At 57.6% G+C, this 13,910-nt stretch carries 15 protein-coding genes and 1 other RNA gene; 6 read left to right on the plus strand and 10 right to left on the minus strand.

Annotated elements, in window-relative coordinates:
* Positions 1 to 152: 152 nt before the first annotated feature.
* Together rnpB and rsmI are read right to left on the minus strand one after the other, a co-directional pair.
* Positions 153 to 507: RNase P RNA component class A (gene rnpB, locus AC3WP4_RS15560), an RNA gene on the minus strand.
* 75 nt (positions 508 to 582) lie between these two features.
* Positions 583 to 1,488 (minus strand): 16S rRNA (cytidine(1402)-2'-O)-methyltransferase, encoded by a 906-nt coding sequence (rsmI, locus tag AC3WP4_RS15565; protein ID WP_162493963.1) that lies wholly within the window; start codon positions 1,486 to 1,488, stop codon positions 583 to 585.
* A gap of 176 nt (positions 1,489 to 1,664) precedes the next feature.
* Between rsmI and AC3WP4_RS15570 the strand changes: the two genes are divergently transcribed.
* The 4 genes from AC3WP4_RS15570 (at position 1,665) to AC3WP4_RS15585 (ending at position 5,111) form a co-directional block, all read left to right on the plus strand.
* A complete protein-coding gene (locus tag AC3WP4_RS15570; protein WP_102615296.1) occupies positions 1,665 to 3,476 on the plus strand; it encodes a penicillin-binding protein activator in 1,812 nt (603 codons plus the stop codon).
* Positions 3,476 to 3,838: a YraN family protein gene (locus tag AC3WP4_RS15575; RefSeq protein WP_102615295.1), complete on the plus strand. Its 363-nt coding sequence runs from the start codon at positions 3,476 to 3,478 to the stop codon at positions 3,836 to 3,838. Before AC3WP4_RS15570 ends, AC3WP4_RS15575 begins: the two co-directional genes overlap by 1 nt.
* A 104-nt stretch (positions 3,839 to 3,942) precedes the next feature.
* Positions 3,943 to 4,536, plus strand: coding sequence for a phosphoheptose isomerase (locus AC3WP4_RS15580; protein WP_007943727.1), 594 nt, complete (start codon positions 3,943 to 3,945; stop codon positions 4,534 to 4,536).
* On the plus strand, positions 4,533 to 5,111 hold the full coding sequence (locus tag AC3WP4_RS15585; RefSeq protein ID WP_074880104.1) for a BON domain-containing protein: 579 nt from the start codon (positions 4,533 to 4,535) through the stop codon (positions 5,109 to 5,111). Before AC3WP4_RS15580 ends, AC3WP4_RS15585 begins: the two co-directional genes overlap by 4 nt.
* Before the next feature lie 100 nt (positions 5,112 to 5,211).
* Here the strand turns inward: AC3WP4_RS15585 and AC3WP4_RS15590 are convergent, their stop codons facing one another.
* The 7 genes from AC3WP4_RS15590 to rplM form a co-directional block, all read right to left on the minus strand.
* Entirely contained in the window at positions 5,212 to 5,625 is a 414-nt protein-coding gene (locus AC3WP4_RS15590; RefSeq protein ID WP_074880107.1) for a ClpXP protease specificity-enhancing factor, read from the minus strand.
* A gap of 16 nt (positions 5,626 to 5,641) precedes the next feature.
* The gene (locus tag AC3WP4_RS15595) at positions 5,642 to 6,259 is read right to left on the minus strand and encodes a glutathione S-transferase N-terminal domain-containing protein (protein WP_008155978.1); all 618 of its coding nucleotides are present in this window, start codon (positions 6,257 to 6,259) and stop codon (positions 5,642 to 5,644) included.
* A gap of 148 nt (positions 6,260 to 6,407) precedes the next feature.
* A complete protein-coding gene (locus AC3WP4_RS15600; protein ID WP_074880110.1) occupies positions 6,408 to 7,190 on the minus strand; it encodes a cytochrome c1 in 783 nt (260 codons plus the stop codon).
* Positions 7,190 to 8,401 (minus strand): cytochrome b, encoded by a 1,212-nt coding sequence (locus AC3WP4_RS15605; protein WP_074880111.1) that lies wholly within the window; start codon positions 8,399 to 8,401, stop codon positions 7,190 to 7,192. The genes AC3WP4_RS15600 and AC3WP4_RS15605 overlap by 1 nt, the downstream gene beginning before the upstream one ends.
* A complete protein-coding gene (petA, locus tag AC3WP4_RS15610; RefSeq protein WP_074880113.1) occupies positions 8,401 to 8,994 on the minus strand; it encodes a ubiquinol-cytochrome c reductase iron-sulfur subunit in 594 nt (197 codons plus the stop codon). Before petA ends, AC3WP4_RS15605 begins: the two co-directional genes overlap by 1 nt.
* A 268-nt stretch (positions 8,995 to 9,262) precedes the next feature.
* A complete protein-coding gene (gene rpsI / locus AC3WP4_RS15615; protein ID WP_003216038.1) occupies positions 9,263 to 9,655 on the minus strand; it encodes a 30S ribosomal protein S9 in 393 nt (130 codons plus the stop codon).
* 14 nt (positions 9,656 to 9,669) lie between these two features.
* Positions 9,670 to 10,098 carry a 50S ribosomal protein L13 gene (rplM, locus tag AC3WP4_RS15620; RefSeq protein WP_007905295.1) on the minus strand — a complete coding sequence of 143 codons (429 nt, stop codon included), beginning with the start codon at positions 10,096 to 10,098 and terminating at the stop codon, positions 9,670 to 9,672.
* A 245-nt stretch (positions 10,099 to 10,343) separates the two neighbouring features.
* Between rplM and AC3WP4_RS15625 the strand changes: the two genes are divergently transcribed.
* Complete coding sequence (locus AC3WP4_RS15625; RefSeq protein WP_074880116.1) at positions 10,344 to 11,384, plus strand: NADP(H)-dependent aldo-keto reductase; 1,041 nt, start codon at positions 10,344 to 10,346, stop codon at positions 11,382 to 11,384.
* 122 nt (positions 11,385 to 11,506) lie between these two features.
* Here the strand turns inward: AC3WP4_RS15625 and AC3WP4_RS15630 are convergent, their stop codons facing one another.
* Positions 11,507 to 12,643, minus strand: coding sequence for an acyl-CoA dehydrogenase family protein (locus tag AC3WP4_RS15630; RefSeq protein ID WP_074880118.1), 1,137 nt, complete (start codon positions 12,641 to 12,643; stop codon positions 11,507 to 11,509).
* 244 nt (positions 12,644 to 12,887) lie between these two features.
* On the opposite strand from AC3WP4_RS15630, the gene AC3WP4_RS15635 reads away from it, so the two are divergent.
* On the plus strand, positions 12,888 to 13,784 hold the full coding sequence (locus AC3WP4_RS15635) for a GlxA family transcriptional regulator (RefSeq protein ID WP_173860460.1): 897 nt from the start codon (positions 12,888 to 12,890) through the stop codon (positions 13,782 to 13,784).
* The last annotated feature ends 126 nt before the right edge of the window (positions 13,785 to 13,910 follow it).

Raw genomic sequence — 13,910 nt, forward strand, 5'->3', positions numbered from 1 at the left:
CAGCACTGAAAGCTGCGTTCGAAAGTTAAAGTAGTTTGTTAAGAGTAAGATTTTTTCGGTATTAGGAAAGTGCTTCTGCTGTTGATTCTGTAAGGAGGGAAAAAGCTACTACAGGCGCCCTGCTCAATGATTAAAGCAGGGAGGGGAAAAAGGTGGAGAGTCGATCTGTAAGCCGGGTTCTGTCTTGAACAGTCATTCGTCTACGATGGCCATCACTGGACATCTTTAGCAACCTACCCGGTCCCAGCGCGGGCCACGCCTTGGGACCCTATTTGGTCTTGCTCCAAGTGGGGTTTACCTAAGCCACGAACTGTTGCCAGTCGTGCGGTGCGCTCTTACCGCACCTTTTCACCCTTACCGGCGCCGAAGCGCTTAGGCGGTTATTTTCTGTGGCACTTTCCGTAGGCTCACGCCTCCCAGGCATTACCTGGCACTTCGCCCTATGGAGCCCGGACTTTCCTCCCCCCCCTAATTTTCATAGAGGGCAGCGACTGTCCGATCGACTCTCCGCGGCGAAGATTAACGGCAGAGCGGCCGAAGGACAAGCGCTAAACGCCTTGGACTGCGCCTGCACGTCGGTTTCTATTCGCCCTTCTGTTTATCCAGCGCGACCTGATAGAGCACATTCTTGCGCTCGCCGGTAATTTGCGCCGCCAACGCTGCGGCTCGCTTGAGCGGCATTTCTTCAAGCAACAGATTCAGAATGCGCATGGCTTCACTGCTGACGGCATCCTCGGTCTCGGGGGCAGACCAACCCGCCACCAGCACCACGCATTCACCACGCTGCTGATTGCTGTCTGATTCGACGAACTCGCGCAACTCAGCCAGTGGCAAACCTTTAAGGGTTTCGAACGTCTTGGTCAGCTCACGCGCCAGCAACGCCGGACGTTCGCCACCAAACACCAGCTCCATGTCTTGAAGGCACTCAAGGATCCGGTGCGGGGCTTCATAAAAAATCAGCGTGCGCGGCTCTTCCTTTACCAACTCAAGACGGGCGCGCCGACCGACAGCCTTGGCCGGCAGAAAGCCTTCGAAAATGAAACGGTCCGACGGCAAACCCGCCGCCGACAACGCCGCGATCAACGCACAGGCGCCCGGAACCGGCACCACATTGATACCCGCAGCACGAGCCTGACGCACCAGGTGATAACCCGGATCGGAAATCAACGGCGTGCCAGCATCTGAAATCAGCGCCACATCGTCGCCGGCAAGCAAACGAGTGATAAAGCGGCTACCTTCATCCCGCTCATTGTGTTCATGGCAGGCCGCCAGCGGTGTAGGAATGCCGAAATGCTGCATCAATCGCTGGGAGTGACGGGTATCTTCGGCGGCGATCAGGGCGACGTCGCGCAGGATTTTCAGCGCACGCGCACTGATGTCGTCCAGGTTGCCGATGGGCGTCGCCACCACATAAAGCGAGCCAGCAGCGGAATTCAAAGCACCTGGAGCAGTCAAAGCGCACACCTCATTATCGGTAAAAGCCGCCATTGTAGCGCGTCGCGACGCTCGCGATACGCGCAAGCAACCCTCGGTTTTGCAGCCTTTTGTGCAGTGCCGCAACATTTGCACGAGCTAAATTGATCGATTCACACCAGTAACATCGCGCCCCGGCCAGTGCTTGGGTACAATTCCACGCTAATTTGATCGAGTATCAGGAACACTACATGATCGCTTGCCTGCGGCTGTTCACTGCCCTCTGCCTTGCTGCCTTGCTGGCGGCTTGCGCCAGCTCGCCCTCCTCCAGCCTTGGCGAACTTCCACGGACCCCGGATGCCAGTATCGAGCAACTGCTCGCACAGGCCGCTGAAAGCAAAGACCCGGAAAAAGCCTCCCTGTTGCGCCTGAGCGCGGCAGACCTGGCCTATCGCCAGGGGAATGCCGGCCAGTCCGCGCAAATCCTGCAACAAGTCCCCGTCGAAACACTCAAGCCTGGCCCACAGGTTTTCGCCAGTACCCTGGCGGCTGAACTGGCCATGGTTCGCAATCAGCCCAAAGCGGCGCTGACAGCCTTGAGTCATCCGAGCCTGCAACGCCTGAGCGAACTGCCGGTCGAGCAACAGGTTCGCACCGGTACCGTCCATGCCCGCGCCCTTGAAGCCGATGGCCAGACACTGGCCGCCGCACGGGAGCGCATCTTCATCGCGCCAATGCTTGAAGGTGAAGCCGCCAGCAAAAACCACGAAGCGATCTGGACATTGATCGCCTCGCTGCCGACCGATCAATTGCAGCCGAGCGCCACCGACGACCTCGGCGGCTGGATGGGCCTGGCGCAGGCGGTGAAAACTGCCGGCACCCTGGAACAACAGCAAGCCGCGATCGACAACTGGCGCGCCCAGAATCCAAAGCACCCCGCCGCCATTCAATTGCCGCTGCCACTGACCAAGCTCAAGGAACTGGCCAGCCAGCCCCTGAGCAAAATCGCCCTGCTGCTGCCACAAGACGGCCCGCTGGCCTCGGTCGGCAGGGCACTGCGCGAAGGTTTCATGGCTGCTCACTACCAGGCCCAACAAGCCGGGCAGAAGCCGCCAGCCATCGAGTTCTATGACAGCACGCGTCTGACATCCCTCGATGAGTTCTATCGCAAGGCCCAGGCCGACGGTGTGCAACTGGTCATCGGCCCGCTGGAGAAACCGCTGGTCAAACAGCTCAGCGCTCGCCCGCAACTGCCGATCACCACCCTGGCGCTGAATTACAGCGAAGGCGCACAAGGTCCGGCCCAACTGTTCCAGTTTGGTCTTGCGGCAGAAGACGAAGCCCGCGAAGTGTCCCGCCGTGCTCGCGCCGATGGCCTGCATCGCGCAGCCATCATGGTGCCGAAAGGCGAATGGGGCGATCGCGTCTTGAGAGCGTTCAGCCAGGATTGGCAGGCTAACGGTGGCAGCATCGTCGCGACCGAACGTGTCGATCAACCGGTTCAACTGGCCCAGCAGATCGCTGACATGTTCCAGCTGCGTCAGAGCGAAGGTCGTGCCAAGAGCCTGCAAAGCACCGTTGGCGGACAGGTCGCCGCCCAGCCTTCACGTCGCCAGGACATCGAGTTCATCTTCCTCGCTGCAACGCCTCAGCAGGCCCAGCAGATCAAGCCGACCTTGAACTTCCAGTACGCCGGCGATGTGCCGGTTTATGCCACCTCCCACGTGTTCAGCGCCAGCGGCGATGTGAACCAGTACAACGACATGAACGGCATTCGCTTCTGCGAAACCCCATGGTTGCTGGAGACCAACGATCCACTGCGCAAACAGGTCACCGCTCAATGGCCACAAGCTGCTGGCAGCCTGGGCCGCCTGTACGCGATGGGTGTCGATGCTTACAGCCTGGCACCACGCCTGGGCCAACTCAAGGCTCTACCGGACAGCCGCATCGAAGGTCAGTCGGGCAGCCTGGGCATGACTCAGAACCAGCGAGTCGTGCGCCAGTTGCCGTGGGCACAGTTTGTCAGCGGCCAGGTTCAACGCCTCCCGGATACTCCGCGCTGATGCCCGACAGATCACGCCAGCAAAGCGGTAAAGATGGCGAGCGCCATGCGCTCGAGCATCTTCAACAACAAGGTCTGCGCCTGTTGGCGCAGAACTGGTTGTGCAAACGCGGCGAGCTTGATCTGGTCATGCTTGATGGCGATACAGTAGTATTCGTTGAAGTCCGCTACAGAAAAAACACTCAATGGGGTGGCGCGCTCGGCAGCATCGATGAGCGCAAACGGCAGAAACTGATAATTGCCGCGCAGCACTTTCTTCAGCGCGAGTCGCGTTGGGCCAATACCCCTTGCCGTTTCGACGTGGTTGCCATCGACAGCAACCTCGATCAGTTGAACTGGTTGCAGAATGCCTTCGACAGCTGATCGCGCGCGCCCCGAACCGGACACTTTCACCCAACACTTTTGCTCTTTGCTTTGCGGGCTGCACATTCATGTGCCGAGTAGCCGCGCTAATTAAGGTCACACAGATGGACATGCAATCCCGAATTCGCCAGCTTTTTCAGGCCAGTATCGATACCAAGCAAATGGCGATGGACGTACTTGCACCGCACATCGAGCAAGCCAGCCAGGTGATGGTCAACGCCCTGCTCAACGAAGGCAAAATGCTGTCCTGCGGCAACGGCGGCTCTGCCGGGGATGCCCAGCACTTTTCGTCCGAGCTGCTCAACCGCTTCGAGCGCGAGCGCCCGAGCTTGCCAGCGATTGCGCTGACCACCGACAGCTCGACGATTACCTCGATCGCCAACGACTACAGCTACAACGAAATCTTCTCCAAACAGATCCGCGCCCTCGGCCAGCCGGGAGATGTATTGCTGGCGATTTCCACCAGCGGCAACTCGGCAAACATTATTCAAGCGATCCAGGCCGCACATGATCGCGAAATGGTTGTCGTAGCATTGACCGGTCGTGATGGCGGCGGCATGGCGTCGCTGCTATTGCCCGAGGACGTCGAGATTCGCGTACCGGCCAACGTCACCGCACGTATTCAGGAAGTCCACCTGCTGGCGATCCATTGCCTTTGCGATTTGATCGACAGCCAATTGTTCGGGAGTGAAGAATGACCCCTAATCGCCTAGGCCTTCTGGCCTTGACCCTGTGCCTCGGCATCAGCGGCTGCACCTCGGTGGTTAAAGCCAGCCGCGAAGCACCGATTGAAGATGACCGCGGCACGCGCACCTTCGGCAGCAAGATCGACGACTCTCTGATCGACACCAAGGTCGGCGTGAACATTGCCAAGGCCGATCCCGCCCTGGATAACGACTCGCACATCGTCGTCACCAGCTTCAATGGCGTCGTGCTGCTTGCCGGACAAACCCCGCGTGCCGACCTCAAGGCCAAGGCTGAACAAGCCGCTGCGGCTGTTCAGCGCGTGAAGACAGTCCACAACGAACTGCAAGTCCTGCCACCTTCCGGCTTCCTGGCTCGCCAGAACGACACCTGGCTGACCTCCAAGATCAAGACCCAGATGCTTACCGATCCGAACATTCCGGGCTCGCGCATCAAGGTTGTCACCGAGAACGGCATCGTCTACCTGCTGGGTCTGTTGACCAAACAGGAAGCGGCCCAAGCCACCAATTTGGTACAGGGCGTTTCCGGCGTGCAGAAAATCGTGAAGCTGTTCGAATACATCGACTGAACCAACCCTGCCGACGATGACGATCTCAGGATCGCCATCGCCGGCAAGCCGTGCTCCTACACGTAATAAAAAAGGCGATCCTTTCGGATCGCCTTTTTTATTACTTCACCACTTTCAAACTGGGTCGACCGCTGGGACGCGGTGGCTCACTGTCGGGTGGCGGAATATCGTCATCCGGCTCGATCTCTTCGTCGTCTTCCATAGGCGATTCCAGATCGAACACCATGCCTTGACCGTTCTCCCGAGCGTAAATGCCCAGGATCGATGCGATAGGCACGTACAGGGTGTGTGGCACGCCACCGAAACGCCCTTCGAAGCTGACCGCTTCGTTGTCCATGTGCAAATGACGCACGGCTGCCGGTGATACGTTCAGGACAATCTGTCCGTCACTGGCAAAACCTTGAGGCACCTGCACCGACGGATACTCGGAGTTGACCAGCATGTGCGGGGTGCAATCGTTGTCCACAATCCACTCGTAGAGCGCGCGGACCAGATAAGGTCGACTGGAGTTCATAGCGGCTCCTTAAGCCTTAGCGCATATCGCGTTCGACACCAGACAGACTCGCCTGGAAAGCCTCACGCGCAAACGAGCGCTCCATATAATCAAGCAGCGGCTTGGCAGGCCGCGGCAGTTCAATACCCAGAATCGGCAATCGCCAGAGTATTGGCAATAGGCAGCAATCCACCAGGCTTTGTTCCTCACTGAGGAAAAACGGCTTGTCGGCGAACAGCGGCGACACGCCAGTCAGGCTTTCGCGCAGCTCTTTACGAGCAACGACACGGGCTGCTTCCTTGGATCGGGAATCCAGGATCAGATCCACCAGACCACACCAGTCACGCTGAATACGATGAATCAGCAGACGGCTGTTGGCACGCGCCACGGGATAAACCGGCAATAAAGGCGGGTGCGGGTAACGCTCATCCAGATATTCCATCACCACGGTCGACTCCCACAACGCCAGGTCACGATCGACCAGGGTGGGCAAGCTGCCGTAAGGGTTCACTTCAATCAGTTTAGGCGGCTGGCGACCAGCTTCCACGTAAATGATCTCGGCGCTGACACCCTTCTCTGCAAGTACGATACGCACTCGGTGGGAATAGTGGTCGGCGGGGTCGGAGTAACAGGCCAACCGATTGGTCACGCCCATGGCGGTCCTCCTCGCTTGTTGAAATTATCGGAAACGGAAAAACGCGCGCGCCCAGAGGGCGCCTCCCGTAACGCCTGGACTACCAGGCTCGTTACACCTTAAGAGACGCCCCTGGGCGCGCGCGATTGACAGCAATTTTACAGCAATATCAATGGACGTCTTTCCAGTATTCACGCTTGAGCAAGTATGCGAATACGAAGAAGAACGCCAGGTACAGCAACACATAGGTACCGATGCGCTGATGCTGCAGCTTCACCGGGTTGGCCGAGTAGGCCAGGAAGGTCACCAGATTCTTGACCTTCTCGTCGAACTGCTCTTCGTTCAGCGTGCCGGTTTTCGGCAATACGGTCAGTTGGTCGCAAGCTTCATGAGTCAAAGCCGTGCCAGTCAGCGGATCGTATTGCTTCTTGCCGTCTTCGACGACTTGAACTTGCTTGCAGCCTACCACCTGGCGACCCTGCAGGCCGACCAGAACGTTAGGCATCCCGACGTTCGGGAATACCTTGTTGTTCACGCCCCAAGGACGCGATGGGTCTTCGTAGAAAGATTTCAGGTAACCGTAGAGCCAGTCAGTGCCACGAACGCGGGCGACCAGGGTCAGGTCGGGCGGTGCCGCACCGAACCAGGTCTTGGCGTCAGCCGGCTGCATGCCGATGCTCATGTGGTCGCCAATCTTGGCGCCGGTGAACACCAGCTTCGAGAGCATCAGGTCATGCGGAATGCCCAAGTCATCGGCAACACGCTCGTAGCGCTGGAACTTGGCGCTGTGACAGCCCATGCAATAGTTGGCGAACGTACGTGCGCCGTCCTGCATGGCAGCCTTGTCGGAAACGTCGATATCGACCTTTTCCAGCTCCGGGCCACTCGATGTCGATGCGAAAGACAGTACAGGCATCGCCGCAAGAATCAGTACAGCAAATAGCTTTTTCATCAGCCAGTCACCCTTTCCGGAACCGGTTTGGTCTTCTCGAGCCTGGTGTAGAACGGCATCAGAATGAAGTAGGCGAAGTACAGGAAGGTACATACCTGCGACAGCAACGTACGGCCTGGCGTTGGAGCCAGAACACCCAACACGCCCAGGATCACGAACGAAATGCAGAACACCCAGAGCCAGATCTTGCTCAGCCAGCCTTTGTAGCGCATCGACTTGACCGGACTGCGATCGAGCCATGGCAGGACGAATAGCACAGCGATGGCCGCGCCCATGGCGATAACGCCCAGGAGCTTGTCCGGAACCGCCCGCAGAATCGCGTAGAACGGTGTGAAGTACCAGACCGGAGCGATGTGCTCAGGAGTCTTGAAGGCGTTCGCCACTTCAAAGTTCGGCTTCTCGAGGAAGTAGCCGCCCATTTCAGGGAAGAAGAACACGATCGAGCAGAAGATGAACAGGAACACCACCACGCCGACGATATCTTTCACGGTGTAGTACGGGTGGAAGGCAATGCCATCCAGCGGTACGCCGTTTTCGTCTTTGAATTTCTTGATGTCCACGCCGTCCGGGTTGTTCGAACCGACTTCGTGCAGCGCCAGAACGTGCAGCACCACCAGACCGAGGATCACGATCGGCAAGGCAACAACGTGCAGGGCGAAGAAGCGGTTCAGGGTAATACCGGAAATCAGGTAGTCACCACGGATCCACTGGGTCAGGTCGTCACCGATGACCGGGATCGCACCGAACAGCGAGATGATCACCTGGGCACCCCAGTAGGACATCTGGCCCCACGGCAGCAGATAACCCATGAAGGCCTCAGCCATCAACGCCAGGTAGATCAGCATGCCGAACACCCACACCAGCTCACGCGGCTTCTGGTACGAACCGTAAAGCAGGCCACGGAACATATGCAGGTAAACGACGATGAAGAACATCGAAGCGCCGACTGCGTGCAGCATGCGCAGGATCGAGCCGTGCTCGACGTCGCGCATGATGTATTCGACGGAAGCAAACGCTTCTTCCGCCGACGGGGTGTAGCTCATGGTCAGCCAGACACCGGTAACGATCTGGTTAACCAGAACGAGCAGTGCGAGGGAACCAAAGAAATAGAAGAAGTTGAAGTTCTTCGGGGCGTAGTACTTGCTGAGATGGTCTTCCCACATTTTGGTCGCGGGAAAGCGCGCATCAACCCAATCCATGAACTTGCTCATCACGCTTTCTCCGTATCGACGCCAACGACAATGATGTCATCGGTCTCATAGGAATGCGGGGGAACTGGCAGGTTCAAAGGCGCAGGTTGCGACTTGTAGACGCGGCCAGCCAGATCGTAGTGGGAACCGTGGCAAGGGCAGAAATAACCACCTACCCAATCCTTGCCCAGATCCGCAGGTGCCACTTCTGGACGGAAGGTCGGCGAGCAACCCAGGTGCGTGCAGATACCGATCAGCAGCAGAACCTCTGGCTTGATCGAACGCGTTTCCGGGTCGACATAGGTCGGTTGTGTCGAGTTCTTGGAGGTCGGGTCAGACAGCTGGCCCTCGATCTTTTTCAGATTCCCCAGGATTTCCTCGGTACGGCGGACAATGAACACCGGCTGACCACGCCACTCAGCAATCATCTGCTGGCCTGGCTCGATCTTGCTGACATTCACCCTCACCGGTGCACCTGCGGCTTTCGCCTTGGCACTGGGAAACCATGACCCCACGAACGGGACCGCAGCCCCCACCGCTCCTGCAGCACCCACCACGGATGTGGCTGCTACCAAGAAGCGACGCCGGCCTGCATTCACGCCGTCATTGCTCATTCAGTCCTCTCCCATCAGCTTTGTGGCCTGTTAAATCAGGCGTCTACTAAGTAAAAATCTGAACTTATAAAAATTTTGCCGAATGGTAATGAAAAGCCCCAATTCTGACAAGGTAATTACCAAGGGGCTTAACTGCCAAGCCTTGCAGTATAGGGCTTCTACGGCTGTGGCAAGTTGTCACAGAGCAATTCTTTGATAAATCGCGCCCATAAAAAAACGCCCAGCTTCGCAAGGAAACTGGGCGTTCTTTTTTGAACGTAAAAGCGAATTAACGCTTCGAGTACTGCGGACGCTTACGCGCTTTACGCAGACCAACTTTCTTACGTTCAACTTCACGTGCATCGCGAGTAACGAAGCCAGCTTTGCGCAGAGCGCCACGCAGGGTTTCGTCGTACTGCATCAGTGCGCGAGTGATACCGTGGCGGATTGCGCCAGCTTGACCACTTACACCACCACCGATCACGGTGACGTAGATGTCGAATTTCTCGACAGTCTCAGTCAGTTCCAGCGGCTGACGAACTACCATGCGGGCAGTTTCGCGGCCGAAGAAATTTTCCAGGGTGCGGTTGTTGATGGAGATGTTACCAGTACCCGGACGCAGGAAAACGCGTGCGGTTGCGGTCTTGCGACGGCCAGTGCCGTAATTTTGAGTCGCCGACATAATGAACTATTCCGTTAAAACTTCAGTTCTTGGGGCTGCTGAGCAGTATGAGGGTGTACAGCGCCCGCATAGACTTTCAGCTTACGATACATGTCGCGACCCAGCGGGTTCTTAGGCAGCATGCCTTTGACCGCGGTCTCGATCACGCGCTCAGGGGCTTTAGCGATCAGCTTCTCGAAGTTGATCGACTTGATGCCGCCCGGGAAACCGGAGTGGGAGTAGTAGATTTTGTCGGTGGTTTTAGCACCGGTTACACGAATCTGCTCGGCATTGATAACGACGATGTAATCGCCGGTGTCAACGTGAGGAGTGTACTCAGCTTTATGCTTGCCACGCAGACGGCTCGCGATTTCGGTGGCCAGACGACCCAGGGTCTGACCTGCAGCGTCGACGACAAACCAGTCGCGCTGTACTGTTTCCGGTTTAGCAGTAAAAGTTTTCATTCTTTATAGCCTCAGGGGCCGCCCTGTAAATTAGACGGCGGATCTTACTGAATAGTGCGTACTTTGACAAGTCAAAGGCAGCCGGATACAGACGCTTTCGGGGGCTCGGGTCGGCGCGTCCGTTCAACGGCAAGATTCTTCGGCGGCGGCGCATCACTTCCACTGCAGAAAGAGGTGCGCAATTATGCAGATTGCGAAAAATAATTCAACCTGCTTTTATGATTGTTTTGCCCAAGGAGCACCCGATGGACTATCGCCAGCTAGGCCGAACCAATCTGAACGTGAGTGCAATCTGCCTCGGCACCATGACCTGGGGCGAGCAAAACAGCGAGACTGAAGCCTTCGCCCAGATTGAACGGGCCAAGAGTGCCGGGATCAATTTCATCGATACTGCCGAGATGTACCCGGTGCCGCCCAAGGCCGAAACCTACGCCACCACCGAGCGCTACATCGGCAATTACTTCAAAAGCCGTGGTGATCGCGCCGACTGGATCCTGGCCAGCAAGATCGCCGGCCCCGGCAACACCATCGACTACATCCGCGACAAAAACCTGCGACACAACCGCCAGCACATCACCGAAGCCGTGGACGCCAGCCTCAAGCGCTTGCAGACCGACTACATCGACCTCTACCAGCTGCATTGGCCGGAACGCAGCACCAATTTCTTCGGCCAACTCGGCTACAAACACCAGACCGAAGCCAACCTCACGCCGCTGGAGGACACCCTCGAAGCGCTGGACGAACAGGTCAAGGCCGGCAAGATCCGCCACATCGGCCTGTCCAATGAAACGCCATGGGGCACCATGCGCTTCCTCGCCCTGGCCGAAGCCCGTGGCTGGCCGCGCGCCGTGTCGATCCAGAACCCGTACAATCTGCTCAACCGCAGCTTCGAAGTCGGCCTGGCGGAAATCGCTATCCGCGAACAGTGCGGCCTACTCGCCTATTCGCCGCTGGCGTTCGGTTTCCTGTCGGGCAAGTACGAAGGGGGCGCGCGTCCACCTAAAGGTCGCCTGAGCCTCTACAGCCGCTTCAGCCGCTATTTCAACCCGCAGTCGGAAGCCGCGTGCAGTCGTTATGTGGCACTGGCGCGTGAACATGGCCTGGACCCGGCGCAAATGGCGTTGGCGTTTGTCACGCAGCAACCCTTTGTGACCAGCAACATCATTGGCGCGACCACTATGGAGCAGCTTGAAAGCAACCTTGCCAGCTTCGATCTGAAACTTTCCGATGAAGTGCTGGAGGGGATTGAGGCGATTCACAAGGATCACCCGAACCCGGCTCCTTGATCGATAACTAAAAAGCCTTCGCGAGCAAGCCCGCGCCCACACTCGATCGCGTATCTCTAAGAGAACTCGGTCTAGTGTGGGAGCGAGCCTGCTCGCGATAGCGGCCTGACAGTCGCTGCAAATCAAAGCGACCGCGCAATAATCTCCTTCATGATCTCGTTGGTCCCCGCATAAATCCGCTGTACCCGCGCATCCGCCCACGCCCGGGCGATCGGGTATTCCCACATGAAACCGTAACCGCCATGCAACTGCACGCACTCGTCGAGCACCTTGCATTGCAGGTCTGTGCCCCAGTATTTGGCCATCGCCGCGGTCGGCACGTCGAGCTTGCCTTGCAAGTGCAACTCCAGACAGCGATCGACGAAGACCCGACCGATCTGAATCTCGGTCGCCATTTCCGCCAGTTTGAAGCGGGTGTTCTGGAAGTCGGCGATTGCCTTGCCGAATGCCTTGCGCTCGCGGGTGTAATCCAGCGTCCATTGCAACGCAGCTTCAGCCGAAGCAAGCCCGCCGATGGCCACGGTAAGACGCTCTTGAGGCAATTCCTGCATCAGGTACGCGAAGCCCATCCCGGCCTGCCCCAACAGGTTTTCCTTGGGCACCCGAACATCCTGGAAGAACAGTTCCGAAGTGTCCTGGGCCTTCATGCCGACTTTTTCCAGGCGTTTGCCCTTGGCGAAGCCCGGGGTGTTGGCCTCCACCAGAAACAGGCTGGTGCCTTTTGCACCAGCTTTCGGATCGGTCTTGGCCACGACAATCACCAGGTCAGCGAGAAACCCGTTGGTGATGAAGGTCTTCGAACCGTTGATCACATACTCGTCGCCATCGAGCACCGCGGTGGTTTTCACCCCTTGCAGGTCGGAACCGGCACCCGGCTCGGTCATGGCAATCGCCGTGACCATTTCGCCAGACACCAGTTTCGGCAGGTATTTGTGTTTCAGCGCTTCACTGCCGTAATGCAGGATGTAAGGCGCGACGATGTCCGAATGCAGGGAAAAACCGATACCGGTCAGGCCGAGACGACCGATCTCTTCGATCACCACCGCGCTATAGAGAAAGTCAGCACCCAGGCCACCGTATTCTTCCGGCAGATGCGAACAGAGCATCCCCGCCTCCCCTGCCTTGTTCCAGAGTTTGCGATCGATAAAGCCTTGTTTTTCCCATTGCCCATGGAGCGGCACGGCCTCTTTTTCGAGGAACGTTCGTACGCTGTCGCGAAAAAGTTCGTGCTCGGAACTGAACAAGGTTCTGGGGATCATGCGGCACCTGTCGTTATTGTTAGCCGGAATTGATCCTCAAAGACTATGCCTCGCCTCCGGCACAGGACACTGGACACATGCGACAAAAAATAAGACGATCCAGCCGTCTGGTGACCACTTTCCCCTATAAGAATAAAGTTGAATTATGTCTAACCAAGTCTCCACGCCCTTGCGGCGCGTCAGCATCCTGGCTATCGACCGGGTTTTCGCTTCCACCCTCATGCAAGCCAAGGATTTTTTCCACCTGGCCAGCCTGCGTTACGGCAAACAACTGGGCCAAGGCCTGACTCCGGCATTCGAAACCCGCCTGGTCAGCCCCGACGGCAAACCGGTGAACAGCTTCAGTGACGTGATCATGCCGGTGGATGGCGGCCTGGAAAACGCCGACATCATTGTCCTTCCAGCCTTCTGGGACGATTTCGACACGCTTTGCCAACGTTATCCACAAGTCCTACCCTGGCTGCGTCAGCAACATGCTCGCGGCGCAGTGCTGTGCGGCGAAGCCACCGGGGTGTTCTGGCTGGCCGAGGCAGGACTGCTCGACGGCAAGGAGGCGACCACTTACTGGCGCTTCTTCAATGCGTTTGCCGAACGCTTCCCACGGGTTCAGCTCAATCAGGACAAGCACCTGACCGACGCCGACAACCTGTATTGCGCGGGCGGCACCACTTCGGCCTGCGACCTTTACATCTACCTGATCGAACGCTTCTGCGGCGCCAACGTCTCCCAGGCCGTGGCGCGGGACATTCTTTATGAAGTGCAGCGCAGCTACTCGCCGGGACGAATCGGTTTCGGCGGTCAGAAGCTGCACCAGGATGTGATCATCCTGCAGATCCAGCACTGGCTCGAAGAACACTTCGCCGACAAATTCCGCTTCGAAGACGTGGCTCGCGAACACGGCATGAGCATCCGCAATTTCATGCGGCGCTTCCAGACCGCCACCGGCGACAAGCCGTTGCATTACCTGCAACGACTGCGCATCGAAACCGCCAAGGGTCTGCTGTCCGGCAGCCGCAAGAGCATCAAGACCATCAGCTATGAAGTCGGCTATGACGATGCAAGTTTCTTTGCGCGCCTGTTCCGCCAGCACACCGAGCTCTCGCCGAACCAGTATCGGCAGCAGTTTCAACAAGCAGCCTAACGGTTGATACAGGCGCCGCCACGTAATTGCCAAGCGGCGCCTGCTTGCGAATTAAACTGCCTGTACCAACTGTGTTTAAAGATAACGATAAAGTGATTATTTCCCTTACATGAAAAACGGAATGCA

This window comes from Pseudomonas sp. FW305-20 (genome assembly GCF_058788075.1).